Raw genomic sequence first — 23,744 nt, forward strand, 5'->3', positions numbered from 1 at the left:
AGATGAAAAAATGTCAAATAAATGCGTTGGTATCGTTAAATTAATCTGCTAACTAACCACCGCTTTCGACTTAAATGCTAAACACCGCGAAATCATTCGCTAGTTCAGTCACCGGGAAAATTGACCTGCATTCACGTAACAGGTGCTGACAACCTTTGTCATCATAGCGCGAGCTGACGTGGGTAATGATTAGCTTACCGACTCCAGCCTCACGGGCCAGTGTCGCAGCCTGGCGTGTAGAGCTATGACCGCGACTATTGGCTTTGGCCTCCATCGCCATATCCAGAGTCGCTTCGTGAACCATTACGTCGACGCCTTTAGCCAGCTCCAGCGCGGCATCGCAGGGGCCCGTATCGCCGAAAATAGCGAGCGCTTTACCCGGCACTGGAGCGGCTAAGTAATCTGCGCCATTAATCTGCCTTCCATCATCCAGCATGATTGTTTTGCCCGCTTTTAATTCCTGAAACAGCGGGCCAGGCGGCACGCCAGCAGCTTTTAATGCCTGGGCATTTAATGCACCTGGTTTATCATGTTCTTCAATACGATAACCATAACATTCCAGTGGGTGTTCCATCGGATAAGCGGTCACTTTGCGCAGGCCATCATCGAAAATTTCGCCAGCACCAATTTCGACAATTTCCAGCGGATAATCGGTCCATGAGCCGCTAATCCGCAGCGCGGTCTCCACAAATTCACGGATACCGTGCGGACCATAAATCGTTAAGGGTTGGATAATGCCTGACATAGAACGACTGCACAGCAAGCCGGGTAAACCAAAGAGATGATCGCCATGAAGGTGACTGATAAAAATCTTGTCCAGTTTTCCAGGGTTAAAGGCGGTATGCAGTAGCTGATGCTGGGTGCCTTCACCGCAGTCAAATAACCAAAGTCCGCTCTGGGTCGGATGTTGCAGGTTAAGCAATATTGCCGTGACATTACGCGTACGGGTTGGCACACCGGCTGAAGTACCTAAAAAAATTAATTCCATGAGTTCATCACGCTGCTGAAAATATTCCGGCTAGTATAAAGCAAACAGCACAAAGGAGCCTTCCATGATCGACTGGCAAGATCTGCATCATTCTGATTTATCCGTTTCTCAGCTTTATGCCTTATTACAACTGCGTTGTGCGGTATTTGTAGTGGAACAAAACTGTCCTTACCAGGATATCGATGGTGACGATCTGGAGGGAGAAAATCGCCACATTCTCGGTTGGCATAACGGGACACTGGTGGCGTATGCGAGGATTCTGAAAAGTGACGACGAACTGCAACCCGTTGTGATTGGTCGGGTGATTGTCAGCGAAGCCTTACGCGGTGAAAAAATCGGTCAGCAATTGATGAGTAAGGCGCTGGAATCGTGTACTCGCCGCTGGCCGGAGAAGCCGATTTATCTGGGGGCGCAGGCGCATTTACAAAACTTTTATGGGCAATTTGGTTTCATCCCTGTGACCGATATTTATGAAGAAGATGGTATCCCACACATTGGGATGGCACGCGAGGTAATTCAGGCGTAATCAATAACCCTTGTCTATAGTTAGTGACAGGTTTTACACAAATGGAGAACGAGAATGTCTAATCAGTTTGGTGATACACGTATTGATGATGACCTGACGCTGCTTAGTGAAACACTGGAAGAGGTGCTCCGCTCCTCTGGCGATCCCGCCGATCAGAAATATGTTGAGCTGAAAGCGCGTGCAGAAAAAGCGCTGGATGATGTGAAAAAACGGGTTAGCCAGGCTTCAGACAGTTATTACTATCGGGCGAAGCAGGCTGTTTATCGTGCTGATGACTACGTCCACGAAAAACCCTGGCAAGGAATTGGTGTGGGTGCGGCCGTTGGGCTGGTTCTGGGACTGTTGCTGGCACGCCGTTAAAACCTCCCTACACCGGGGTACTGCATTTTTTTTGTCGTACCCCGTATAATGTGAGGCTTTTAACAGGGAGAGGTCCGCGTGCAATCACTTACTACGGCGCTGGAAAATCTACTGCGCCATTTGTCGCAAGAGATTCCGGCGACACCCGGCATTCGGGTTATCGATATTCCTTTCCCTCTCAAAGACGCTTTTGATGCCTTGAGCTGGCTGGCCAGTCAGCAGGTGTATCCGCAATTCTACTGGCAACAACGTAATGGTGATGAAGAAGCTGCCGTCCTGGGTGCGATTACCCGTTTTACGTCGTTGGACCAGGCACAACGTTTTCTTCGCCAGCACCCGGAACACGCCGACTTACGCATCTGGGGGTTGAATGCGTTTGACCCGTCGCAGGGCAATTTACTTTTACCACGCCTGGAATGGCGACGTTGTGGCGGTAAAGTCACGCTGCGGCTGACGCTATTCAGCGAAAGCTCCCTTCAGCACGATGCAATCAAGGCAAAAGAATTTATCGCCGCACTGGTGAGTATCAAGCCCCTGCCTGGATTACATTTAACCACCACGCGAGAACAACACTGGCCGGACAAAACGGGCTGGACGCAATTAATCGAACTGGCAACGAAAACCATCGCCGAAGGCGAGCTCGACAAAGTTGTGCTTGCTCGGGCAACTGACCTGCATTTCGCAAGTCCGGTCAATGCGGCAGCGATGATGGCTGCCAGTCGTCGGCTCAATCTGAATTGCTACCATTTTTACATGGCCTTTGATGGCGAAAATGCTTTTCTTGGTTCTTCACCGGAACGGTTATGGCGGCGGCGTGACAAAGCGCTGCGTACCGAAGCGCTGGCGGGAACGGTAGCAAATCATCCTGATGATAAGCAGGCGCAGCAGTTAGGTGAGTGGCTGATGGCGGATGATAAAAACCAGCGCGAGAACATGTTGGTGGTGGAAGATATCTGCCAACGATTGCAGGCCGATACCCAAACGCTGGATGTTTTACCGCCGCAGGTACTGCGTCTACGTACAGTACAGCATCTTCGCCGCTGTATCTGGACTTCACTCAACAAAGCGGATGATGTGATCTGTTTACATCAGTTGCAGCCAACGGCAGCAGTTGCTGGCTTACCGCGCGATCTGGCGCGACAGTTTATCGCCCGTCACGAACCGTTCACTCGAGAATGGTACGCCGGTTCTGCGGGCTATCTCTCATTACAGCAAAGTGAATTCTGCGTTTCCCTGCGCTCAGCAAAAATCAGCGGCAATATCGTGCGGCTATATGCTGGCGCAGGCATTGTCCGTGGTTCCGACCCCGAGCAAGAGTGGCAGGAAATCGACAACAAAGCGGCAGGGCTGCGTACTTTATTACAAATGGAATAGTAATGAGTCGCATCATTACCGATTCATATCAATAATCTATTTTTGTAGCTCCTTATACTTAGCCGCAATATTGATACCGGACAAACTCATGTCAGTAAGCGCATTTAACCGACGCTGGGCGGCGGTCATTCTGGAAGCATTAACGCGTCACGGCGTCAGACACATCTGTATCGCCCCTGGCTCGCGTTCTACACCGTTAACGTTAGCGGCGGCGGAGAATTCCGCATTCATTCACCACACCCATTTCGATGAGCGTGGACTGGGGCATCTGGCACTGGGGCTGGCGAAAGTCAGCAAGCAGCCGGTGGCGGTGATTGTGACCTCCGGCACGGCGGTAGCAAATCTCTATCCGGCACTGATTGAAGCTGGGTTAACCGGAGAAAAACTGATCCTGTTAACCGCCGATCGCCCGCCGGAGCTGATTGACTGCGGCGCGAATCAGGCGATTCGTCAGCCGGGAATGTTCGCCTCTCACCCCACGCACAGTATTTCACTGCCGCGCCCGACCCAGGATATCCCCGCACGTTGGCTGGTTTCTACCATCGACCACGCTCTCGGTACGCTTCATGCTGGTGGAGTCCATATCAACTGCCCGTTTGCTGAACCGCTGTATGGCGAAATGGACGACACCGGGATTAGCTGGCAACAGCGGCTGGGCGACTGGTGGCAGGACGACAAACCGTGGCTGCGTGAAGCGCCTCGTCGGGAAAGTGAAAAACAGCGTGACTGGTTCTTCTGGCGACAAAAGCGCGGCGTGGTGGTTGCCGGGCGCATGAGTGCGGAAGAGGGCAAAAAAGTTGCACTGTGGGCGCAAACTCTTGGCTGGCCGCTGATTGGCGACGTGCTGTCGCAAACCGGACAGCCGCTGCCGTGTGCCGATCTCTGGTTAGGCAATGCCAAAGCGACCAGCGAACTGCAACAGGCACAAATAGTGGTGCAACTGGGAAGCAGCCTGACGGGGAAACGACTCCTCCAATGGCAGGCAAGCTGTGAACCAGAAGAGTACTGGATTGTTGATGACATTGAAGGGCGACTTGATCCGGCACACCATCGCGGACGTCGCTTAATTGCCAATATTGCCGACTGGCTGGAGCTGCATCCGGCAGAAAAACGCCAGCCCTGGTGCGTTGAAATCCCGCGCCTGGCGGAACAGGCAATGCAGGCGGTTATTGCCCGTCGCGATGCGTTTGGCGAAGCCCAACTGGCGCATCGCATCAGCGACTATCTGCCTGAACAGGGGCAATTGTTTGTCGGTAACAGCCTGGTGGTACGTCTGATTGATGCGCTTTCGCAACTTCCGGCAGGTTACCCGGTGTACAGCAACCGTGGTGCCAGCGGTATCGACGGGCTGCTCTCGACCGCCGCAGGCGTTCAGCGGGCAAGCGGCAAACCGACGCTGGCGATTGTGGGCGATCTCTCCGCACTTTACGATCTCAACGCGCTGGCGTTATTACGTCAGGTTTCCGCGCCGCTGGTATTAATTGTGGTGAACAACAACGGCGGGCAAATTTTCTCGCTGTTGCCAACGCCGAAAAACGAGCGCGAGCGTTTCTATCTGATGCCGCAAAACGTCCATTTTGAGCACGCCGCCGCGATGTTCGAGCTGAAATATCATCGTCCGCAAAACTGGCAGGAACTTGAAACGGCACTTGCCGACGCCTGGCGCACGCCGACCACCACGGTAATTGAAATGGTGGTTAACGACACCGATGGTGCGCAAACCCTCCAGCAACTGCTGGCGCAGGTAAGCCATTTATGATCCTGCACGCGCAGGCAAAACACGGTAAACCAGGTTTACCCTGGCTGGTGTTTTTGCACGGTTTTTCCGGCGATTGCCATGAATGGCAAGAAGTGGGCGAGGTGTTTGCCGACTACTCACGGTTGTATGTTGATCTCCCAGGTCACGGTGGTTCAGCGACGATCAGCGTCGATGGATTTGATGATGTCACCGGCTTATTGTGTAAAACGCTGGTTAGTTACAACATCCTTAACTTCTGGCTGGTGGGGTACTCGCTTGGCGGACGGGTGGCGATGATGGCGGCTTGCCAGGAGCTGGCGGGGCTTTGTGGAGTTGTTGTCGAAGGCGGGCATCCTGGGTTGCAAAATGCTGAACAACGCGCGGAACGTCAGCGTTCCGATCGCCAATGGGCGCAGCGTTTTCGTACAGAACCGTTAACGGCGGTATTTGCCGATTGGTATCAACAGCCTGTTTTTGCCTCGCTCAATGACGATCAACGCCGGGAGCTGGTGGCGCTGCGCAGCAACAATAATGGCGCAACCCTTGCCGCCATGCTGGAGGCGACTTCTCTCGCCGTCCAGCCCGATTTACGTGCTAACCTTAGCGCCCGCACATTTGCGTTTTATTATTTATGTGGTGAACGTGACAGCAAATTCCGCGCTCTGGCGGCGGAACTGGCTGCCGACTGCCATGTCATTCCTCGCGCCGGACATAACGCGCACCGGGAAAATCCCGCTGGCGTAATCGCAAGTCTGGCGCAGATCTTGCGTTTCTGACTAAAGGACACAATATGATTTATCCTGATGAAGCAATGCTTTACGCACCGGTTGAATGGCACGACTGCTCCGAAGGTTTTGAGGACATTCGTTATGAAAAATCCACCGACGGTATCGCAAAAATCACCATTAATCGTCCGCAGGTGCGCAATGCCTTCCGTCCTCTGACGGTAAAAGAGATGATCCAGGCGCTGGCGGATGCGCGTTATGACGACAACATCGGCGTGATCATTCTGACTGGTGCAGGCGATAAAGCGTTCTGCTCCGGTGGTGACCAGAAAGTACGTGGTGATTACGGCGGCTATAAAGATGATTCCGGCGTACATCACCTGAATGTGCTGGACTTCCAGCGTCAGATCCGTACCTGTCCGAAACCGGTTGTCGCGATGGTGGCTGGATACTCCATCGGCGGTGGTCACGTCCTGCACATGATGTGCGACCTGACTATCGCGGCTGATAATGCCATCTTCGGCCAGACTGGCCCGAAAGTCGGTTCCTTCGACGGCGGCTGGGGCGCTTCCTATATGGCGCGCATTGTTGGGCAGAAAAAAGCACGTGAAATCTGGTTCCTGTGCCGTCAGTACGACGCAAAACAGGCGCTGGATATGGGCCTGGTGAACACCGTTGTACCGCTGGCGGATCTGGAAAAAGAAACCGTCCGTTGGTGCCGTGAAATGTTGCAAAACAGCCCGATGGCACTGCGCTGCCTGAAAGCTGCGCTGAATGCCGACTGTGACGGTCAGGCAGGTCTGCAGGAGCTGGCAGGTAACGCAACCATGCTGTTCTATATGACGGAAGAAGGTCAGGAAGGTCGCAACGCTTTCAACCAGAAACGTCAGCCTGATTTCAGCAAATTTAAACGGAATCCGTAATGCGTAGCGCGCAGGTATACCGCTGGCAGATCCCCATGGACGCGGGGGTGGTTCTGCGCGACAGGCGGTTAAAAACCCGCGACGGGCTGTATGTTTGCCTGCGTGAGGGCGAGCGCGAAGGGTGGGGGGAGATCTCCCCACTGCCGGGCTTCAGTCAGGAAACCTGGGAAGATGCGCAAAGTGTGCTGCTTGCCTGGGTAAATAACTGGCTGGCAGGCGATTGCGAGATACCGCAGATGCCTTCCGTTGCCTTTGGCGTAAGTTGTGCATTGGCGGAGCTGGCAGAGACGCTCCCGCAGGCGGCCAATTACCGTGCGGCGCCGCTGTGTAATGGCGATCCTGACGATCTGATCCTCAAACTTGCCGATATGCCTGGCGAGAAAGTGGCGAAGGTCAAAGTGGGATTGTACGAAGCCGTGCGCGACGGCATGGTGGTGAATCTGTTGCTGGAGGCAATTCCGGATCTGCATTTGCGTCTTGACGCGAACCGCGCCTGGACACCGCTGAAAGGCCAGCAGTTTGCCAAATACGTTAACCCGGATTATCGCCACCGCATCGCGTTTCTCGAAGAGCCGTGCAAAACCCGCGATGATTCGCGTGCGTTTGCCCGTGAAACCGGCATTGCCATTGCCTGGGATGAAAGCTTGCGCGAGCCGGATTTTGCCTTTGTAGCTGAAGAGGGCGTGCGCGCGGTAGTTATCAAACCCACGCTCACGGGCAGCCTGGATAAAGTACGCGAGCAAGTGCAGGCGGCGCATGCGCTGGGGCTGACGGCGGTGATCAGTTCTTCCATTGAGTCGAGCTTAGGTCTAACGCAACTGGCGCGGATTGCTGCCTGGTTAACGCCAGACACCATTCCGGGACTGGACACGCTGGATCTGATGCAGGCGCAGCAGGTTCGTCGCTGGCCGGGGAGCCTGCTGCCGTTAGTGGACGTTGATGCACTGGAGCAGCTGTTATGATCTTCTCTGACTGGCCGTGGCGTCACTGGCGGCAAGTGCGGGGAGAAGCCATCGCCTTACGTCTTAATGACGAGCAACTCAACTGGCGCGAGCTTTGTGCTCGCGTCGATGAATTAGCCTCCAGCTTTGCGGTGCAGGGTGTGGTTGAGGGCAGCGGCGTGATGTTGCGGGCGTGGAATACGCCGCAAACGCTGCTGGCCTGGCTGGCGTTACTGCAATGCGGGGCGCGGGTGTTGCCCGTGAACCCTCAGCTGCCGCAACCGCTGCTTGAGGAATTGCTGCCCAATCTTACGCTGCAATTTGCGCTGGTGCCGGAAGGGGAAAACACGTTTCCGGCGTTAGCGTCGCTGCACATTCAGCTGGTTGAAGGCGCACATGCCGCTGCGTGGCAGCCGACGCGTCTGTGCTCAATGACGTTAACCTCTGGCTCCACTGGCTTGCCGAAAGCCGCTGTTCATACTTACCAGGCCCATCTTGCCAGCGCTGAAGGGGTGTTATCGCTAATTCCGTTTAGCGATCACGATGACTGGTTGCTTTCTTTGCCGCTGTTTCACGTCTCCGGTCAGGGAATTATGTGGCGCTGGTTATACGCTGGCGCGCGGATGACGGTACGTGATAAACAGCCATTGGAGCAAATGCTGGCAGGCTGTACTCACGCTTCACTGGTGCCAACACAACTCTGGCGTTTGCTGGTTAACCGCAGTTCCGTTTCCCTGAAAGCGGTGTTACTTGGCGGTGCGGCAATTCCGGTCGAGTTGACGGAACAGGCGCGCGAGCAGGGGATTCGTTGCTTTTGCGGCTATGGTCTGACCGAGTTTGCCTCCACGGTGTGTGCGAAAGAAGCCGACGGTCTGGCAGACGTCGGTTCGCCGCTGCCGGGTCGGGAAGTGAAAATCGTAAACGACGAAGTGTGGCTGCGGGCTGCCAGCATGGCAGAAGGTTACTGGCGTAACGGGCAACGGGTTCCACTGGTTAATGACGAAGGCTGGTACGCCACGCGCGATCGCGGTGAGATGCATAATGGCAAGCTGACCATTGTCGGACGTTTAGACAATCTATTCTTCAGTGGCGGTGAGGGTATTCAGCCGGAAGAAGTCGAGCGCGTTATTGCTGCACATCCTGCGGTTTTGCAGGTGTTTATCGTTCCCGTTGCCGACAAGGAGTTTGGTCATCGGCCAGTAGCGGTGGTGGAGTATGACCAGCAAAGCGTTGATCTTGACGAATGGGTGAAAGATAAGCTGGCTCGTTTTCAACAACCGGTGCGCTGGCTGACTCTGCCGCCGGAGCTGAAAAACGGCGGTATTAAAATTTCACGTCAGGCGCTAAAAGAGTGGGTGCAACGCCAGCAATAATTAACCCTCCGTTTCACTTCTCATTTCTGCCATTCCATTGCCGTTGATAAAGAGTTTATCTGTTAATCTGTAAATTGATGTGAAAACTCTTAGCAAACAGGATAATGCAATGGAATGGCTGGTCAAAAAATCGTGCTGCAATAAACAAGATAACAGACATGTAATTATGCTCTGCGATGCTGGCGGCGCGATAAAAATGATCGCCGAAGTGAAGAGTGACTTCGCCGTGAAAGTGGGGGATTTACTCTCGCCTTTGCAGAATGCGCTTTACTGTATTAATCGTGAAAAGCTGCACACGGTGAAAGTTCTTTCTGCAAGCTGTTATAGCCCCGATGAGTGGGAACGGCAGTGTAAAGCGGCAGGGAAAACTCAGTAACGTTGTTTTGTTGTGGGCAGGAAAATCAGCATCAACCCGCTCATAATACAGGCTACTCCCAGTAGTGCTTTCAGCGAAAAAGTCCCTTCCCAGCCGGGAAGTACCATTGAAGCAATCCATACCAGCACATAACTCATACTGAGCAAGGCATAGGCTTTGCTTAGCGCAAGTTTATGTAGTGTTTTATACCAACAAAAAACGGAAAGCAGATAACCCAGCAGCCCGAGTAACAGTATCCGGGCATCCAGGCCAAAAGCTAACAGCGCCGCGATAAAATCCCATAAGTGCGTCATTGGCGGCAGATGACTCGCCGCAAAACCCAGGCTTAATTGCGCAGCGGAGGCGATAATGACGCTGAATAATCCCCACATCAGGCCCATTACACCGTACTCCCGAGGATCACAATGCCGCCAATAATGAACGCCACCCCACACCAGTGACGCAGCGATACCGGCTCGTGCCACAGTTTTACTGCAGCCAGCGTTACCCAGACAAAATTCAGACTTAACATCGGGTAGGCAATGCCTACCGGTACGTTCTGCAAGACCAGCAGCCAGAGCACCATTGCAAGGCCAAGACAAGCCAGCGCCAGTCCCAGCCACAGCACGATATGTTTGCGCCGTTTGTTTACCGCCGCAAAGCAGGTTGCCTGTTTCTGACACAACTGCCCGGCAACGCTAAGCAAGCTGGCAAAGACTAATGTTAACCAGATCATTTGGGCCGATACTGAATTAGCACCAGACGCTCCTGACGATCGATGACATCTGCGGGCGGAATGGCGAGACTGTTGATATCTTCATCGCGGTCAACCGAAAGCACGAGTGTAATAATCCCCTCCTGACGATGTTGATTAAGCCAGTTTGCGAACTCATCACCGCTGACAAATCTCCCTTTTGCATCCGGATAATTAAGGCCATATTTCAACTCACCTGTCTGGCGATACATGATGATGTCATCGCGTTGCAGGCTCCATGCCAGACCTGCGGCAACACCGACGCTATCAGTAAGAATATAGCGGCTTGGCTGAAGTGATTCTTGTGTCATCTCGACAAAAAATTGCGGATGTTTTCCTTCCATGACTCTGTCAGGAATTGAAAATCCTACCAGCAACGCCAGCCCCAGCGGGCAAAGCGCGGCAAAAGGCCAGGTCTTTTCGACGTTTGTTAAGGTGTACCAGCCGAAAAAAGCCCATAGCGAAAAAATAGACCAGGCACAAAAGACTTTATAGCTCTCGAAGGTTTGCCACACCGGTGTGTTCATTGGTCCCCAGGGGGAGACCACAAATGTGGCAATAATGCCAGTGACGCCAAAAGCGATGTTAATCCAGCCATTAATCCGCAACGCCAGAGGATTATTTTTTGCTGCCAGCAACGCGTAATGCGCCATCAGCATTGCCAGAGGTGCAAAGCAGGAAAGAATATAGGTGGGCAATTTGCCTTTAGCGACGGAGAAAAACAGCAGCGGCATTATCGTCCAGCTCAATAAATAGACGGTTGCGGAATGCTTGCGGTTTTTCCAGCCAGCGTACAGTGCACCGGGGAGTAATCCCAGCCACGGCAGGCTACCGGCAATGACGACCGGCAAGTAGTACCAGAACGGCGCTCTATGTTGGGCATCATCCAGTGCAAAGCGTTGAATATGCTCAACCCAGAAAAAATAATGCCAGAAGTCAGGCTCCCGCTGCGCTATCGCCAGTCCCCAGGGGAGAACCGTCAGTACGCAACTGATAACCGCCAGCCAGCCGTAAATAAAGAGATCTTTCCAGCGTTTTTGCGTTGCTACCCATGGCAGCACGCTTAATACCGGCACGGCAAGGGCGAGAAAACCTTTGGTCATCACCCCCATGCCGCAGGTGATTCCCAGCAGTAAAAATCCTGCGCTTTTGCCTTTCCACGTCTGTGCCTGCATTGCCAGCCAGAAGCTGCACATTCCCGCCACCAGCCAGAAGGCAATAAACGGATCGAGCACGGCATAAGTGCCGATGGCATAGACAATAAACAATGAGAGATAAATTACTGTGGCGAGTAAAGCCAGACGTTTATCGCGCCATAAGCGCAGAGTAAACCAGGTCACCAGGGCGGCAGTTAACAGGGTCGCAAAGATAACGCCTGCCCGCACACCAAAGTTATTCGCGCCAAATAGCCATTGCCCAATGCTGTTAATCCAGTATCCGGCAATGGGTTTTTCGAAATAACGTAGCCCTAACAGATGGGGAACAATCCAGTCGCCGGATGCCAGCATTTCCCGACTGATTTCCGCATAACGCGTTTCATCTGGTTGCCAGAGCAGACGCGTGCTGATCGGTAACAGGTAATAGCAGGCAATAAATGCGAAGAGGCCGATAAGGTAACGTACCGATTTCATCAGTGACTACCCGCCATTTGTTGGCAACCCAGCCAGCCTTCACGTCCGGCAATATTTCCGCGAACAACTTGTCCGAGCGGCAACGTCCCTGATAATAGTTCGCTTAAAGGGCAAAATGTCACGCCTTCCTGAGCTGCGCGTTTCAGGAGATCCACAAAATTATGCTGATAAGCGCAGCCTTCAACTTCGGCATGAATGGTATAAACCGGCGTGCCTTTATCTCGCTGGATGCGGTTGAGTAACCAACCGTTAAAATCTTCTGCTTTCACATCCCGACCAATCACTTCATCCCAGGTGGGTAAGGTCACCGGAATTTGCGCAGTGCCGGGGGTTCCTGATTCGAGCAATGGACGAAACGGCATCGCCCCACGACAATCGCTGTTGTAGCGCAAATGGAACGCTTCTTTTGCTTCGATCACCTGTTGGTCAGCACGCCAGCCAGCAGCGGCAGAACAGGTTACCGGTTGACCGATAATCTCTTCCAGGGTGCGAAGGCCGCGTGCAATATCGTCGATCATTGTTTGCCGATCCCAATTACCGCTATGGGCTTGCCAGGCATGGTGATCCCAGGCGTGCAGGCCGACTTCGTGATGTTTAGCCGCTTCACGAATGATATCAGCATTGGCATGACCAATCTCTTTACCTGGCCAGGCCGTACCTGCCAGTAAAATATCCCAGCCATAAAGCGATGCCGCGTTTGAGCGCAGCATCTTCCACAAAAACTGTGGCTTCACCAGTCGCCAGAGATGGCGGCCCATATTGTCCGGGCCGACGCTGAAAAAAATGCTGGCCTGAATATTATGCTTACTCAAGATTTCCAGCAGACGCGGCACGCCTTCACGGGTGCCACGAAAGGTATCGACATCAATGCGTAAGCCGACTTTGGTCATGATGGTTTATCCGTAAGATCAACGGTGCGCAGGAAGAAATCCAGCGTTTCGTCGATGGTTTCCTGCATATCAATTTTCGGTTCCCAGTCCAGGCAGCGGCGGGCATTGCGGATGCTCGGTTTACGATGCTCTACGTCCTGATATCCTTTGCCATAGTAGCTGCTACTTTCGACAACACGAAAGCCCGCAAACGGTGGGAAGTAATGGCGCAGCGGATGTTTTTCGAAGCTCGCCAGCAGCATCTCACCCAGTTCTTCAATGCTCGCTTCGTTCTCAGGATTGCCAATGTTGATAATTTCGCCATCGCAGCGATTTCCCGCATTTTCGATAATGCGGTATAACGCCTCGATACCATCCCGAATATCAGTAAAGCAGCGTTTTTGTTTTCCGCCATCAATCAGCTTAATCGGTGAACCTTCTACCAGATTGAGAATGAGTTGCGTAATAGCGCGGGAGCTGCCAATTCGCGCTGCATTAAGGTTATCCAGTCGTGGCCCCATCCAGTTAAACGGGCGGAAGAGGGTGAACTGTAAACCTTCTTTTTCGCCATAGGCCCAGATCACTCGATCAAGTAATTGTTTAGACACCGAATAAATCCAGCGTGGTTTATTCACCGGGCCGACGATTAAATTAGAATGGTCCTCATCGAAGTATTTATCGCTACACATCCCATAAACTTCTGAAGTCGACGGGAAGATGATTCGCTTACGGTACTTCACGCAGTAGCGGATAATGCGCAGATTCTCTTCGAAATCGAGTTCAAATACGCGCAGCGGGTTGCGGGTATATTCAATCGGCGTGGCTATCGCCACCAAAGGCAAGACGACATCACATTTTTTGACGTGATACTCAATCCATTCGGAATGAATACTGATATCGCCTTCGACAAAGTGAAAATGCGGATGATTCATAAAACGGCTTATCGCATCGCTGCCAATATCCAGACCGTAAACTTCATAATGATCTTCGCGCAGCAGGCGTTCTGTCAGATGGTTGCCAATAAAGCCATTCACCCCGAGGATGAGTACCCGGGTACGGCGTCGGGCGGTGCAGGCAGGCTGGCTATTCAAGCGTGAACCTTGCACCAGGCCCAGCGTCTGCGCCAATTGCGAGCCCTGCATAGTAATGCCGTCGCCCGCCTGTCCGGTGACGATTTCCAGCGCGCCATCGCCACAGGCAATCAGCAGCGGCGCAACAGAAATCACGCTCCCCGGCTGTGCTTTGCTGGCATGAGGATGAACACGCGACGACCAGACGGTAAATTTCTGATTACCAACATAGCTGAAGGCACCCGGCCACGGATCGGCAACGGCACGCACCATGTTGTGCAGCATAGATGCCGGTTTATGCCATTCGAGGAAACTGTCATCCGGCGTTCTGCGACCAAAACAGGTGGCTTCGTTTTCGCGCTGGGCGATTTCCAGAATATTACCGTGTTTAATGGCGGGTAATGTCTGTTCCAGTAGCTGGCGCGCGGCATGGCACAATTTATGATGCAGCGTAATGGCGATATCGTCTGGCGCAATGGCAATGCGCAGTTGCGCCACAATGGCCCCGGCATCGGCACGTTTCACCATTCGGTGCAATGTAACGCCAGTTTCCGTTTCACCGTTCACCAGCACCCAGTTCAGCGGCGCGCGACCACGATATTTGGGTAACAGCGAACCATGCAGATTAAATGCACCTGCGGGAGCGAGCTGCAAAATTTCGTCGCAAATAAGATGGCGATAATAAAAAGAAAAAATCACCTCTGGTGATAGTTGGGCAATGCGTTCCACCCACAGCGGATGATTAACGTTATCCGGCGCATAAACCGGAATGCCTCTTTCCGCCGCCAGACGAGCTACCGAACCATAAAAGGCTTTTTCACCGGGATTATCAGTATGAGTAAAAATAGCGCTAATTTCGTAACCGGCAGCCAGCAGGGCTTCAATACCGAGGCATCCCATATCGTGGTAGGCAAAAACGACGGTTTTCATTATTCATTTTCCTTGCTGGATGGACGGATAACTTGCTGAACAAAATAGCGGGGGCGGGCGCGGACATCGGTGTAGATCCTGCCGATATATTCACCGAGCAATCCCATGCCGATAAACTGAGCGCCAATAAAAGTAAACAGCACGGCAAATAGCATAAAGACGCCTTCTGCCGCCCATTGTGGTCCGAAGGTCAGGCGTAAAATCACCAGCAGCACCGCAATGCTAAAACCGCCAATCGCAATAATGCTGCCGAGCAAACTCAACATACGTAGCGGCGTTGTGGTAAGGCAGGTCACCAGGTCGTACATCAAATTAATCAGGCGCATAAAGCTGTATTTGGATTCACCAAACTCACGCTCGGCATGGTGCACTGGAATTTCAATGGCACGGCGGGCGAAGATATTCGCCAGAATCGGGATAAAGGTGCTGCGTTCATGGCAGTGCAACATCGCATCGACAATATGACGGCGATAGGCGCGCAGCATACAACCATAGTCACCCATCGCTTTGCCTGTGGTGCGCTGAATAAGCCGGTTAATCATCTTTGAAGCGGTTTTACGAAACCAGCTGTCCTGGCGGTTCTGGCGTACAGTCCCTACCACGTCGTAACCTTCATCGGCTTTTGCCACCAGACGGGGGATTTCCTCTGGCGGATTCTGGAGATCGGCATCGAGGGTAATAATTAAGTCGCCGGTGACGTGACTGAATCCCGCCATAATCGCTGAATGTTGCCCGTAATTGCGGTTAAGCAAGATAGACACAATATGGCTGCCCTCCGCTTGTGAGGCTTCGACCAGCATATGCGCGGAATTATCGCTACTGCCGTCATCAATCAGCAGGATTTCATACTCTTTCCCCAGTGATTCACAGGCTGCGGTGGTGCGCCTGATTAATTCCGGTAAGCTTTCCTGCTCGTTATAAACGGGAATAACCACCGAGACTTTCTTAACAGGGTGGATTTCAAACATGGCTCATTGTCCTGCGAGTTGCTGAAGGGCTGTGATGACGCGGTCGGCATCGGCGGTGGTCATATCCGGGAACAGCGGCAACGAACAGATGCGTTCGCTATTCCATTCGGTATTCGGTAACGACAGCGTGGGAAAACGCTCGCGATAATATTTTTGTGTGTGAGCGGCGCGGAAATGTAACCCGGTACCAATGCCTCTTTCTTTTAACGCTTCCATCAACGCATCGCGACTGATACCACAACGTTGTTCATCGACACGAATAATAAACAGATGCCAGGCATGAACGTGCGGCCAGGCGGGAAGGCTTAATGGCTGAAAGGGGAGAGCTGCCAGTGCTTGCTGATATTGCTGGGCAATTTCGCGCCGACGGGTGTTGAGGTGCTCTAATTTGACTAACTGTGTCAGGGCAATCGCGGCGTTAATATCGGTCAGATTGTACTTATAGCCCGGCGTTAAGACTTCAGCCTGCGGTGCACGGCCCCAGGTATGTCTGTCATAGGCATCGACACCCAGACCGTGAAATTTCAGCATCCGCAGCTGGCGGGCAAGATTTTCATTATCAGTAACAATCAGGCCACCTTCCGCACAGGTAATATTTTTGATGGCGTGAAACGAAAAAATAGCGGTACCTTTTGCGCCAATATGTCGCCCTTTGTAATACGTACCGACGGCATGGGCAGCATCTTCGATAACTGCGATGCCGTAACGTTCGCCAATGGCGCGAATGGCGTCAATATCTGCTGGCGCACCGGCATAATGCACCGGAATGATGGCTTTAGTGCGTGGCGTAATGGCTGCTTCGATCGCTTCAGGCGTGACCATCAGCGTATCGCGGTCGACATCCACCATTACCGGCGTTGCACCCAGCAAGGAAATCATATTGAGGGTTGAAACCCAGGTCAGGGAAGGCGTAATCACTTCATCGCCCTTGCCAATTTCCAACGCCATTAGCGTGATATGCATTCCGGCGGTGGCTGAACTGACCGCGATGGCATGCTGATTTCCCGTCAACTGGCAAAAAGCTTGTTCAAGCGCCTGATTCTTCGGACCGGTTGTGATCCAACCGGATTCGAGAACCTCTTTAACTGCAGCGAGTTCCTCTACGCCCATTGCTGGTCGCGAAAAAGGCAAAAATCCTGACATTTTTTTTCCATCCGTCATTGAATACCTGTCCACTTATATTTGCTATAAAGAGTGTTGTGTATATTTTGCCATTTGGAGCAAAATTTTAAGGATAGAATATTAACTTAACCTTAAGAAACTAATATTAGACGTAAATATTGAAATTTTTATATTTTTTCTTATTTAGACTTTGCATTTGGCAAAATTTTGAGGCATTTTGCCGGCATCATAGGATTTTTAATATTACACCAACTGCTAATTATCGCCAGAAAAGTCGCTCAATTTCACGGTAATTGTCTGGTTGCGCTTGTCTACAGGTGGAGTTTACGTGTTAGCTTTTTGCCGATCTTCGTTGAAGTCAAAAAAATATTTCATCATTTTACTGGCGCTCGCTGCGATTGCCGGACTGGGTACTCATGCCGCCTGGAGTAGCAATGGTTTGCCACGCATCGACAATAAAACACTGGCCAGACTGGCACAGCAGCACCCGGTTGTCGTTTTGTTTCGCCATGCTGAACGTTGCGATCGTTCAACCAATCAATGCTTGTCAGATAAAACAGGTATTACGGTCAAAGGTACCCAGGATGCCCGTGAACTGGGCAACGCTTTTAGTGCTGATATCCCTGATTTTGATCTCTATTCCAGTAATACCGTCCGGACTATTCAGTCGGCGACCTGGTTTTCGGCGGGTAAAAAGCTGACGGTAGATAAACGATTTCTTCAATGCGGTAATGAGATTTATAGTGCAATTAAAGACTTACAACGCAAAGCACCTGATAAAAATATCGTTATTTTTACCCATAATCATTGCCTGACATATATTGCTAAAGATAAGCGTGATGCGACATTTAAACCTGATTATCTGGATGGTTTAGTCATGCATGTGGAAAAAGGCAAAGTTTATCTGGATGGGGAATTCGTTAACCACTAAATTTTCAATCTGACAGCCAGTGATGGCTGTCATCATTGTTAAAGAAGACCTTTCAAACGTAACGTTTTTCGGGTGGCAACATTCAAATCATAATGCACCAGATCTTCAGGTTTTACCCACGCGTAGTCCTGAAACTCTTCGTTTATTTTCACATCTCGGTTGGCAGAAACGCAGTCAAAAATCAGGTAAATCATATAAATCTCTTCCTTGCGACCATCTGCATACGTCTTGGTGCGAATATCATCGCTGAAGGTCCACGGCGTGATTTCTGTCAAAAGCAGCTGTTCTCCCAGTTCTTCGCGAATTTCGCGGCGTAGTGCCTCTTCAATTCGTTCGCCAGGCTCCACGCCGCCACCCGAAAGCGCCCATTGACCGGGGAAAACGCCGCGATCGTCGGCCATTTTACACAGCAAATAAGCACCATCATTTTGAATCAAAGGGCATACAATGGTCCGTTGTCGCACAGGGGTATTCCTTATAAATAAAAAGAAACCATGAGAATACGGTAACTCAGAAATATGTGAAAGTGACAGTAATCTCTTTTGCGATGATAACTACATTTATTATTATTTTTGTGTGTATCGATAAAGTGTGTTTATTTTTTCGGCGTTTAATTATTTAAGAAGTATTTAGTTACAATAAGTGACTAGATCCCTTTTTTCGCTCATTGAATCCTCTGCGCCAGGCAGTACAATCCCGCAGCTTTGGGAATTTTGATTAATTGCTTGTGGGAAAGAGGATAATGAAAAAAATTGCGCTAGCAGGTCTGGCCGGAATGCTGTTGGTTTCTGCATCGGTCAATGCAATGAGCATCAGCGGCCAGGCGGGTAAAGAATACACCAATATTGGTGTCGGTTTTGGGACTGAATCGACGGGCCTGGCGTTAAGCGGTAACTGGACACATAACGACGACGACGGTGATGCCGCGGGCGTGGGGCTGGGGTTGAATCTGCCTCTCGGGCCATTAATGGCGACCGTTGGCGGAAAAGGCGTTTACACCAACCCGAACGATGGTGATGAAGGTTATGCAGCGGCAGTTGGCGGTGGTTTGCAGTGGCAAATTGGTGACAGCTTCCGCTTGTTTGGTGAGTATTACTACTCTCCGGATTCGCTCTCCAGCGGAATTAAAAGTTATGAAGAAGCGAATGCTGGCGCGCGTTACACCATTATGCGTCCAGTCAGCATTGAGGCTGGCTACCGTTACCTGAACCTGGCAGGTAAAAATGGCAATCGTGATAACGCCATTGCTGATGGTCCGTATGTTGGGGTAAATGCCAGCTTCTGACGCCTTCCGGCGCGGCGTTCTGTCGCGCCATTCAGTTTCTTACTACGCCCTGTCTCCCTTTGCGTTATAGTGATTCGATAACAAAAGCAGGAGATAACCATGTTAAAAGTGGAAATGTTATCCACCGGGGATGAAGTGTTACACGGGCAAATCGTTGACACTAACGCTGCCTGGCTGGCCGATTTTTTCTTTCATCAGGGGCTGCCATTATCTCGCCGCAATACGGTGGGGGATAACCTTGATGACTTAGTCACCATTCTTCGCGAACGTAGTCAGCACGCCGATGTGTTGATCGTTAACGGCGGGCTGGGACCGACCAGTGATGATTTAAGCGCACTCGCCGCTGCGACAGCAAAAGGTGAAGGCCTGGTGCTGCATGAAGCCTGGCTCAAAGAGATGGAACGCTATTTCCATGAACGGGGACGAGTAATGGCACCGAGCAACCGTAAACAAGCGGAGCTGCCTGCCAGTGCTGAATTTATCAATAACCCGGTAGGCACTGCCTGTGGTTTTGCCATACAGCTTAATCGTTGCCTGATGTTCTTTACCCCCGGCGTACCGTCAGAATTTAAGGTGATGGTCGAGCACGAAATCCTGCCGCGCCTGCGCGAGCGTTTTTCTTTACCACAGCCGCCGGTTTGCCTGCGTTTGACTACCTTTGGTCGTTCGGAAAGCGATCTGGCACAAAGCCTGGACACTCTACAACTGCCGCCGGGCGTAACAATGGGCTATCGCTCCTCAATGCCGATTATCGAACTGAAACTCACCGGACCGGCAAGCGAGGAACAGGCGATGGAAAAACTGTGGCTGGACGTTAAACGTGTTGCCGGACAGAGCGTGATTTTCGAAGGCACCGAAGGACTGCCCGCGCAGATCAGTCGCGAATTGCAGAGCCGCCAGTTCAGCCTGACGCTGAGCGAGCAATTCACCGGTGGTTTATTGGCTTTGCAACTTTCTCGCGCAGATGCTCCATTGCTGGCGTGTGAAGTGGTTCCTTCACAGGAGGAAACCCTGGCGCAAACTGCGCACTGGATTACAGAACGGCGGGCGAACCATTTTGCTGGGTTGGCACTGGCTGTTTCTGGTCTGGAAGATGAGCATCTCAACTTTGCACTAGCCACGCCAGACGGCACTTTCGCTTTGCGTGTACATTTCAGTGCCACACGCTACAGTCTGGCTATTCGCCAGGAAGTCTGCGCAATGATGGCGCTTAATATGCTACGCCGTTGGTTAAACGGCCAGGACATCGCCAGCGAGCATGGCTGGATTGAGGTTGTTGAGTCCATGACCTTATCTGTCTGATTCCGCCACTCTGTGCCGGTTTACTGCACCGGCACATTCCCCCTCCGGCAAAATTTGTCCAACCTGTTGTACTCAATAAGAAAAAATCCGTGCGCTGATTCACAAATTTGTGCGTAATTTCTCCAGTCCGCTGGACGAGAAACGGGATTTGATGCGCTTCACAATTTTACTCCCCCTGAGCAACGAGACTGATTCCAGTATCTAAGACTGGAGTCCAGTATGTTGGAATCAAGCAAAGTTCCCGCCCTGACACGGGCTATTGATATTCTCAATTTGATTGCCCGGATTGGCCCCTGTAGTGCTGCGACGATCATTGACACATTGGGGATCCCTAAAAGCACAGCCTATTTGCTGCTTAATGAACTCAGGCGTCAGCGTTTTCTTAGCCTTGATCACCAGGAAAATTTTTGTTTGTGGACCAGGCTGGTGGAGCTTTCCGGTCATGCGTTAAGCAAGATGGATCTCCGGGAACTGGCTCGACCGCGTTTGACGCAACTGATGGATACCACCGGGCTGTTATGTCACCTGGGGATTATTGATAACGGCAGCGCTTATTACATTTTGAAAGTGGAGTCATCAGCCACTATCAGCGTGCGTTCCCATGAAGGAAAAAGCCTTTCGCTTTATCGCTCCGGAATAGGTAAATGCCTGCTTGCCTGGCAACCTGCAGCTGTACAGCAAAGCATTATCGAAGGGCTGGTCTGGGAACGGGCGACACCCACAACGATTACTCATCCACAGCAACTTCACGAAGAACTGGCGCGTATTCGCCGCCAGGGCTGGAGCTATGACAACGGCGAAGATTACGCCGATGTCCGTTGTGTCGCTGCGCCGGTGTTTAACGCCAACAACGAGCTTACCGCTGCGATCTCGGTGGTCGGTACCCGCTTACAAATCAATGAAGAATACCGTGATTATCTGGCGGGCAAAGCCATTGCCTGCGCCAGGGATATTTCACGTCTGTTGGGATGGAAAAGTCCCTTTGACTTACAGGCCTCATAACAATGGAGAACATCATGACCCTACCAAAAATCAAACAGGTTCGCGCCTGGTTTACTGGCGGTGCGACAGCAGAAAAAGGCGCTGGCGGCGGTGATTATCACGACCAGGGGGCGAATCACTGGATTGATGATCATATTGCCACCCCGATGAGTAAATACCGCGAATACGAGCAGTCCCGCCAGTCATTTGGCATTAACGTTCTTGGCACGTTGATTGTTGAAGTTGAAGCAGAAAACGGCCAGACCGGATTCGCCGTTTCGACAGCCGGTGAAATGGGCTGTTTTATTGTCGAAAAACATCTTAACCGTTTCATTGAGGGTAAATGCGTCAGTGATATCAAACTGATCCACGATCAAATGCTCAATGCCACCCTGTATTACTCCGGCTCTGGTGGCCTGGTGATGAATACGATTTCCTGTGTCGATCTGGCTCTGTGGGATCTGTTCGGCAAAGTGGTCGGGCTTCCGGTTTATAAACTTTTAGGTGGCGCAGTTCGTGATGAAATTCAGTTCTACGCCACAGGTGCGCGTCCGGATCTGGCAAAAGAGATGGGCTTTATTGGTGGCAAAATGCCGACGCACTGGGGGCCACATGATGGTGATGCGGGGATCCGCAAAGATGCCGCTATGGTCGCGGATATGCGTGAAAAATGCGGTGAGGATTTCTGGTTAATGCTCGACTGCTGGATGAGTCAGGACGTGAACTATGCCATCAAACTGGCCCACGCTTGCGCGCCCTATAACCTGAAATGGATCGAAGAGTGCCTGCCGCCACAGCAGTATGAAGGTTATCGCGAACTGAAACACAACGCACCAGCGGGGATGATGGTCACCAGCGGTGAGCACCACGGCACACTGCAATCTTTCCGTACGCTTTCAGAAACCGGTATCGACATTATGCAGCCGGATGTTGGCTGGTGCGGTGGCTTAACCACGCTGGTGGAAATTGCCGCAATCGCCAAATCCAGGGGGCAACTGGTGGTGCCACACGGTTCGTCTGTTTACTCCCACCATGCGGTGATCACCTTCACCAATACGCCATTCAGCGAATTCCTGATGACCAGCCCGGATTGTTCAACGATGCGTCCGCAATTTGATCCGATTCTGCTTAATGAGCCAGTACCGGTGAATGGTCGTATTCATAAATCAGTGCTTGATAAACCCGGTTTCGGCGTCGAACTCAATCGTGACTGCAATTTGAAACGCCCCTACAGCCACTAATCACTCCGGGCGTTGCTGTGACAACGGTAACGCCCACATATTCTAAGGAGCTTTTTATGAGCACCGCTTTGCTTGACGCCGTGGTGAAGAAAAACCGCGCGCGTTTAATTCCGTTTATGTTGGCGCTGTATGTGCTGGCGTTTCTCGACCGTTCGAATATTGGTTTTGCCAAACAGACCTACCAGATTGATACCGGGCTGAGTAATGAAGCTTATGCGCTGGGAGCAGGCATTTTCTTTGTGGTATACGCGTTTCTGGGGGTTCCGGCGAATCTTTTGATGCGCAAACTGGGGGCCAGAACCTGGATTGGTACGACAACACTGCTGTGGGGATTTCTTTCGGCTGCCATGGCATGGGCCGATACTGAAGCGAAATTTCTGATCGTTCGCACTCTGCTTGGTGCTGCGGAGGCCGGGTTTTTCCCTGGTATGATTTATCTCACTTCGCAATGGTTTCCGCAGCGTAATCGCGCCAGCATTATGGGGCTGTTCTATATGGGCGCACCGCTGGCGTTAACACTGGGATCACCGCTTTCCGGCGCGCTGCTGGAGATGCATGGATTTATGGGGCATCCCGGCTGGTTCTGGATGTTTGTGATTGAAGGATTGCTGGCAGTCGGCGCTGGGGTATTCACATTCTTTTGGCTTGATGACACACCGGAGCAGGCACGTTTTCTGAGTAAACAAGAAAAAACGTTACTTATCAATCAACTGGCAAGTGAAGAACAACAGAAAGTGACTTCGCGACTGAGCGATGCGTTGCGTAATGGGCGAGTCTGGCAACTGGCGATTATCTACCTGACCATTCAGGTGGCGGTTTACGGATTAATTTTCTTCCTGCCGACCCAGGTTGCTGCATTGCTGGGGACAAAAGTGGGCTTTACGGCGTCGGTGGTCACCGCCATTCCGTGGGTTGCGGCCTTGTTTGGGACCTGGCTTATTCCGCGCTACTCCGATAAAACCGGCGAACGGCGTAATGTCGCAGCGCTGACATTACTGGCGGCGGGCATTGGTATTGGTCTGTCCGGGCTGCTTTCTCCAGTACTGGCGATCGTAGCGCTGTGTGTTGCAGCCATCGGGTTTATTGCCGTGCAGCCGGTGTTCTGGACGATGCCGACACAACTGCTTTCCGGTACGGCGCTGGCTGCGGGGATTGGTTTTGTAAACCTGTTTGGTGCAGTGGGCGGGTTTATTGCCCCAATCCTGCGCGTGAAAGCAGAAACGTTATTTTCCAGCGATGCGGCGGGATTACTGACGCTGGCAGCGGTGGCGGTCATCGGTTCGCTGATTATTTTCACTCTGCGTGTAAATCGCACTGTTGCGCAGACCGACGTGGCACATCATTAAATAGGTTAAGG

At 51.9% G+C, this 23,744-nt stretch carries 24 protein-coding genes; 15 read left to right on the forward strand and 9 right to left on the reverse strand.

The features are described from left to right. Nucleotides 1–70 precede the first annotated feature (70 nt). Nucleotides 71–988, reverse strand: a complete 918-nt coding sequence (rbn, locus tag ACJHYO_RS13515) for a ribonuclease BN (protein ID WP_085455452.1) — start codon at nucleotides 986–988, stop codon at nucleotides 71–73. Between the two features lie 64 nt (nucleotides 989–1,052). Here rbn and ACJHYO_RS13520 point away from each other — a divergent pair, with 64 nt between their 5' ends. From ACJHYO_RS13520 to pmrD, 9 genes are all read left to right on the forward strand, one after another. Then, a complete protein-coding gene (locus ACJHYO_RS13520) occupies nucleotides 1,053–1,514 on the forward strand; it encodes a GNAT family N-acetyltransferase (protein ID WP_000568142.1) in 462 nt (153 codons plus the stop codon). Nucleotides 1,515–1,568: 54 nt separating this feature from the next. Then, the gene (elaB, locus tag ACJHYO_RS13525; RefSeq protein WP_000070621.1) at nucleotides 1,569–1,874 is read left to right on the forward strand and encodes a stress response protein ElaB; all 306 of its coding nucleotides are present in this window, start codon (nucleotides 1,569–1,571) and stop codon (nucleotides 1,872–1,874) included. Between the two features lie 78 nt (nucleotides 1,875–1,952). Further along, a complete protein-coding gene (gene menF / locus ACJHYO_RS13530; RefSeq protein WP_085455451.1) occupies nucleotides 1,953–3,248 on the forward strand; it encodes an isochorismate synthase MenF in 1,296 nt (431 codons plus the stop codon). 88 nt (nucleotides 3,249–3,336) lie between these two features. After that, nucleotides 3,337–5,007 carry a 2-succinyl-5-enolpyruvyl-6-hydroxy-3-cyclohexene-1-carboxylic-acid synthase gene (gene menD / locus ACJHYO_RS13535; protein WP_033806934.1) on the forward strand — a complete coding sequence of 557 codons (1,671 nt, stop codon included), beginning with the start codon at nucleotides 3,337–3,339 and terminating at the stop codon, nucleotides 5,005–5,007. Continuing rightward, a complete protein-coding gene (menH, locus tag ACJHYO_RS13540; protein ID WP_033806933.1) occupies nucleotides 5,004–5,762 on the forward strand; it encodes a 2-succinyl-6-hydroxy-2,4-cyclohexadiene-1-carboxylate synthase in 759 nt (252 codons plus the stop codon). The genes menD and menH overlap by 4 nt, the downstream gene beginning before the upstream one ends. Nucleotides 5,763–5,776: 14 nt before the next feature. Further along, nucleotides 5,777–6,634, forward strand: coding sequence for a 1,4-dihydroxy-2-naphthoyl-CoA synthase (gene menB, locus ACJHYO_RS13545; RefSeq protein ID WP_000639996.1), 858 nt, complete (start codon nucleotides 5,777–5,779; stop codon nucleotides 6,632–6,634). After that, nucleotides 6,634–7,596, forward strand: a complete 963-nt coding sequence (gene menC, locus ACJHYO_RS13550) for an o-succinylbenzoate synthase (protein WP_085455450.1) — start codon at nucleotides 6,634–6,636, stop codon at nucleotides 7,594–7,596. The genes menB and menC overlap by 1 nt, the downstream gene beginning before the upstream one ends. Beyond that, complete coding sequence (gene menE / locus ACJHYO_RS13555) at nucleotides 7,593–8,948, forward strand: o-succinylbenzoate--CoA ligase (RefSeq protein WP_000577597.1); 1,356 nt, start codon at nucleotides 7,593–7,595, stop codon at nucleotides 8,946–8,948. Before menC ends, menE begins: the two co-directional genes overlap by 4 nt. Nucleotides 8,949–9,057: 109 nt before the next feature. Further along, the gene (gene pmrD / locus ACJHYO_RS13560; protein WP_001297897.1) at nucleotides 9,058–9,324 is read left to right on the forward strand and encodes a signal transduction protein PmrD; all 267 of its coding nucleotides are present in this window, start codon (nucleotides 9,058–9,060) and stop codon (nucleotides 9,322–9,324) included. Here pmrD and arnF read toward each other — a convergent pair. From arnF to arnB, 7 genes are read right to left on the reverse strand one after another with little or no spacing between them, the layout of a single operon-like run. Next, the gene (gene arnF / locus ACJHYO_RS13565) at nucleotides 9,318–9,704 is read right to left on the reverse strand and encodes a 4-amino-4-deoxy-L-arabinose-phosphoundecaprenol flippase subunit ArnF (RefSeq protein WP_000523864.1); all 387 of its coding nucleotides are present in this window, start codon (nucleotides 9,702–9,704) and stop codon (nucleotides 9,318–9,320) included. The genes pmrD and arnF overlap by 7 nt on opposite strands. Then, a complete protein-coding gene (gene arnE / locus ACJHYO_RS13570) occupies nucleotides 9,704–10,039 on the reverse strand; it encodes a 4-amino-4-deoxy-L-arabinose-phosphoundecaprenol flippase subunit ArnE (protein WP_000638016.1) in 336 nt (111 codons plus the stop codon). Before arnE ends, arnF begins: the two co-directional genes overlap by 1 nt. Then, on the reverse strand, nucleotides 10,036–11,688 hold the full coding sequence (arnT, locus tag ACJHYO_RS13575; protein WP_000844038.1) for a lipid IV(A) 4-amino-4-deoxy-L-arabinosyltransferase: 1,653 nt from the start codon (nucleotides 11,686–11,688) through the stop codon (nucleotides 10,036–10,038). Before arnT ends, arnE begins: the two co-directional genes overlap by 4 nt. After that, complete coding sequence (gene arnD / locus ACJHYO_RS13580) at nucleotides 11,688–12,578, reverse strand: 4-deoxy-4-formamido-L-arabinose-phosphoundecaprenol deformylase (RefSeq protein ID WP_000169713.1); 891 nt, start codon at nucleotides 12,576–12,578, stop codon at nucleotides 11,688–11,690. The genes arnT and arnD overlap by 1 nt, the downstream gene beginning before the upstream one ends. After that, nucleotides 12,575–14,557 carry a bifunctional UDP-4-amino-4-deoxy-L-arabinose formyltransferase/UDP-glucuronic acid oxidase ArnA gene (gene arnA, locus ACJHYO_RS13585; protein WP_094258965.1) on the reverse strand — a complete coding sequence of 661 codons (1,983 nt, stop codon included), beginning with the start codon at nucleotides 14,555–14,557 and terminating at the stop codon, nucleotides 12,575–12,577. Before arnA ends, arnD begins: the two co-directional genes overlap by 4 nt. After that, nucleotides 14,557–15,525 (reverse strand): undecaprenyl-phosphate 4-deoxy-4-formamido-L-arabinose transferase, encoded by a 969-nt coding sequence (gene arnC, locus ACJHYO_RS13590; RefSeq protein ID WP_000461633.1) that lies wholly within the window; start codon nucleotides 15,523–15,525, stop codon nucleotides 14,557–14,559. Before arnC ends, arnA begins: the two co-directional genes overlap by 1 nt. 3 nt (nucleotides 15,526–15,528) lie before the next feature. Then, nucleotides 15,529–16,668 (reverse strand): UDP-4-amino-4-deoxy-L-arabinose aminotransferase, encoded by a 1,140-nt coding sequence (arnB, locus tag ACJHYO_RS13595; protein WP_011076488.1) that lies wholly within the window; start codon nucleotides 16,666–16,668, stop codon nucleotides 15,529–15,531. Between the two features lie 307 nt (nucleotides 16,669–16,975). Between arnB and ais the strand changes: the two genes are divergently transcribed. Further along, nucleotides 16,976–17,578 (forward strand): lipopolysaccharide core heptose(II)-phosphate phosphatase Ais, encoded by a 603-nt coding sequence (ais, locus tag ACJHYO_RS13600; protein WP_000879110.1) that lies wholly within the window; start codon nucleotides 16,976–16,978, stop codon nucleotides 17,576–17,578. 38 nt (nucleotides 17,579–17,616) lie between these two features. On the opposite strand, the gene nudI is transcribed toward ais, so the two are convergent. Further along, nucleotides 17,617–18,042 (reverse strand): nucleoside triphosphatase NudI, encoded by a 426-nt coding sequence (gene nudI, locus ACJHYO_RS13605; RefSeq protein ID WP_001249883.1) that lies wholly within the window; start codon nucleotides 18,040–18,042, stop codon nucleotides 17,617–17,619. 278 nt (nucleotides 18,043–18,320) lie between these two features. Here nudI and ACJHYO_RS13610 point away from each other — a divergent pair, with 278 nt between their 5' ends. The 5 genes from ACJHYO_RS13610 (at nucleotide 18,321) to ACJHYO_RS13630 (ending at nucleotide 23,733) form a co-directional block, all read left to right on the forward strand. Next, entirely contained in the window at nucleotides 18,321–18,863 is a 543-nt protein-coding gene (locus ACJHYO_RS13610; protein ID WP_001296251.1) for a YfaZ family outer membrane protein, read from the forward strand. 99 nt (nucleotides 18,864–18,962) lie between these two features. Beyond that, on the forward strand, nucleotides 18,963–20,165 hold the full coding sequence (locus ACJHYO_RS13615; protein ID WP_000921605.1) for a nicotinamide mononucleotide deamidase-related protein YfaY: 1,203 nt from the start codon (nucleotides 18,963–18,965) through the stop codon (nucleotides 20,163–20,165). A gap of 219 nt (nucleotides 20,166–20,384) precedes the next feature. Continuing rightward, entirely contained in the window at nucleotides 20,385–21,167 is a 783-nt protein-coding gene (locus ACJHYO_RS13620) for an IclR family transcriptional regulator (RefSeq protein WP_000894188.1), read from the forward strand. 14 nt (nucleotides 21,168–21,181) lie between these two features. Then, entirely contained in the window at nucleotides 21,182–22,387 is a 1,206-nt protein-coding gene (gene rhmD, locus ACJHYO_RS13625) for an L-rhamnonate dehydratase (RefSeq protein WP_001580795.1), read from the forward strand. A 56-nt stretch (nucleotides 22,388–22,443) separates the two neighbouring features. Beyond that, nucleotides 22,444–23,733, forward strand: coding sequence for an MFS transporter (locus tag ACJHYO_RS13630; RefSeq protein WP_001337870.1), 1,290 nt, complete (start codon nucleotides 22,444–22,446; stop codon nucleotides 23,731–23,733). Nucleotides 23,734–23,744 lie beyond the last annotated feature (11 nt).

The organism is Escherichia sp. WS1118 (assembly GCF_046487695.1).
Lineage (GTDB): Bacteria > Pseudomonadota > Gammaproteobacteria > Enterobacterales > Enterobacteriaceae > Escherichia > Escherichia coli.

Bases quoted from the DNA above. Each gene is read 5' to 3' on its own strand.
- rbn (WP_085455452.1), bottom strand. From the start codon at position 988: ATGGAATTAATTTTTTTAGGTACTTCAGCCGGTGTGCCAACCCGTACG.
- ACJHYO_RS13520 (WP_000568142.1), top strand. From the start codon at position 1,053: ATGATCGACTGGCAAGATCTGCATCATTCTGATTTATCCGTTTCTCAG.
- elaB (WP_000070621.1), top strand. From the start codon at position 1,569: ATGTCTAATCAGTTTGGTGATACACGTATTGATGATGACCTGACGCTG.
- menD (WP_033806934.1), top strand. From the start codon at position 3,337: ATGTCAGTAAGCGCATTTAACCGACGCTGGGCGGCGGTCATTCTGGAA.
- menH (WP_033806933.1), top strand. From the start codon at position 5,004: ATGATCCTGCACGCGCAGGCAAAACACGGTAAACCAGGTTTACCCTGG.
- menB (WP_000639996.1), top strand. From the start codon at position 5,777: ATGATTTATCCTGATGAAGCAATGCTTTACGCACCGGTTGAATGGCAC.
- menC (WP_085455450.1), top strand. From the start codon at position 6,634: ATGCGTAGCGCGCAGGTATACCGCTGGCAGATCCCCATGGACGCGGGG.
- menE (WP_000577597.1), top strand. From the start codon at position 7,593: ATGATCTTCTCTGACTGGCCGTGGCGTCACTGGCGGCAAGTGCGGGGA.
- pmrD (WP_001297897.1), top strand. From the start codon at position 9,058: ATGGAATGGCTGGTCAAAAAATCGTGCTGCAATAAACAAGATAACAGA.
- arnF (WP_000523864.1), bottom strand. From the start codon at position 9,704: ATGGGCCTGATGTGGGGATTATTCAGCGTCATTATCGCCTCCGCTGCG.
- arnE (WP_000638016.1), bottom strand. From the start codon at position 10,039: ATGATCTGGTTAACATTAGTCTTTGCCAGCTTGCTTAGCGTTGCCGGG.
- arnT (WP_000844038.1), bottom strand. From the start codon at position 11,688: ATGAAATCGGTACGTTACCTTATCGGCCTCTTCGCATTTATTGCCTGC.
- arnD (WP_000169713.1), bottom strand. From the start codon at position 12,578: ATGACCAAAGTCGGCTTACGCATTGATGTCGATACCTTTCGTGGCACC.
- arnA (WP_094258965.1), bottom strand. From the start codon at position 14,557: ATGAAAACCGTCGTTTTTGCCTACCACGATATGGGATGCCTCGGTATT.
- arnC (WP_000461633.1), bottom strand. From the start codon at position 15,525: ATGTTTGAAATCCACCCTGTTAAGAAAGTCTCGGTGGTTATTCCCGTT.
- arnB (WP_011076488.1), bottom strand. From the start codon at position 16,668: ATGTCAGGATTTTTGCCTTTTTCGCGACCAGCAATGGGCGTAGAGGAA.
- ACJHYO_RS13610 (WP_001296251.1), top strand. From the start codon at position 18,321: ATGAAAAAAATTGCGCTAGCAGGTCTGGCCGGAATGCTGTTGGTTTCT.
- ACJHYO_RS13615 (WP_000921605.1), top strand. From the start codon at position 18,963: ATGTTAAAAGTGGAAATGTTATCCACCGGGGATGAAGTGTTACACGGG.
- ACJHYO_RS13620 (WP_000894188.1), top strand. From the start codon at position 20,385: ATGTTGGAATCAAGCAAAGTTCCCGCCCTGACACGGGCTATTGATATT.
- rhmD (WP_001580795.1), top strand. From the start codon at position 21,182: ATGACCCTACCAAAAATCAAACAGGTTCGCGCCTGGTTTACTGGCGGT.
- ACJHYO_RS13630 (WP_001337870.1), top strand. From the start codon at position 22,444: ATGAGCACCGCTTTGCTTGACGCCGTGGTGAAGAAAAACCGCGCGCGT.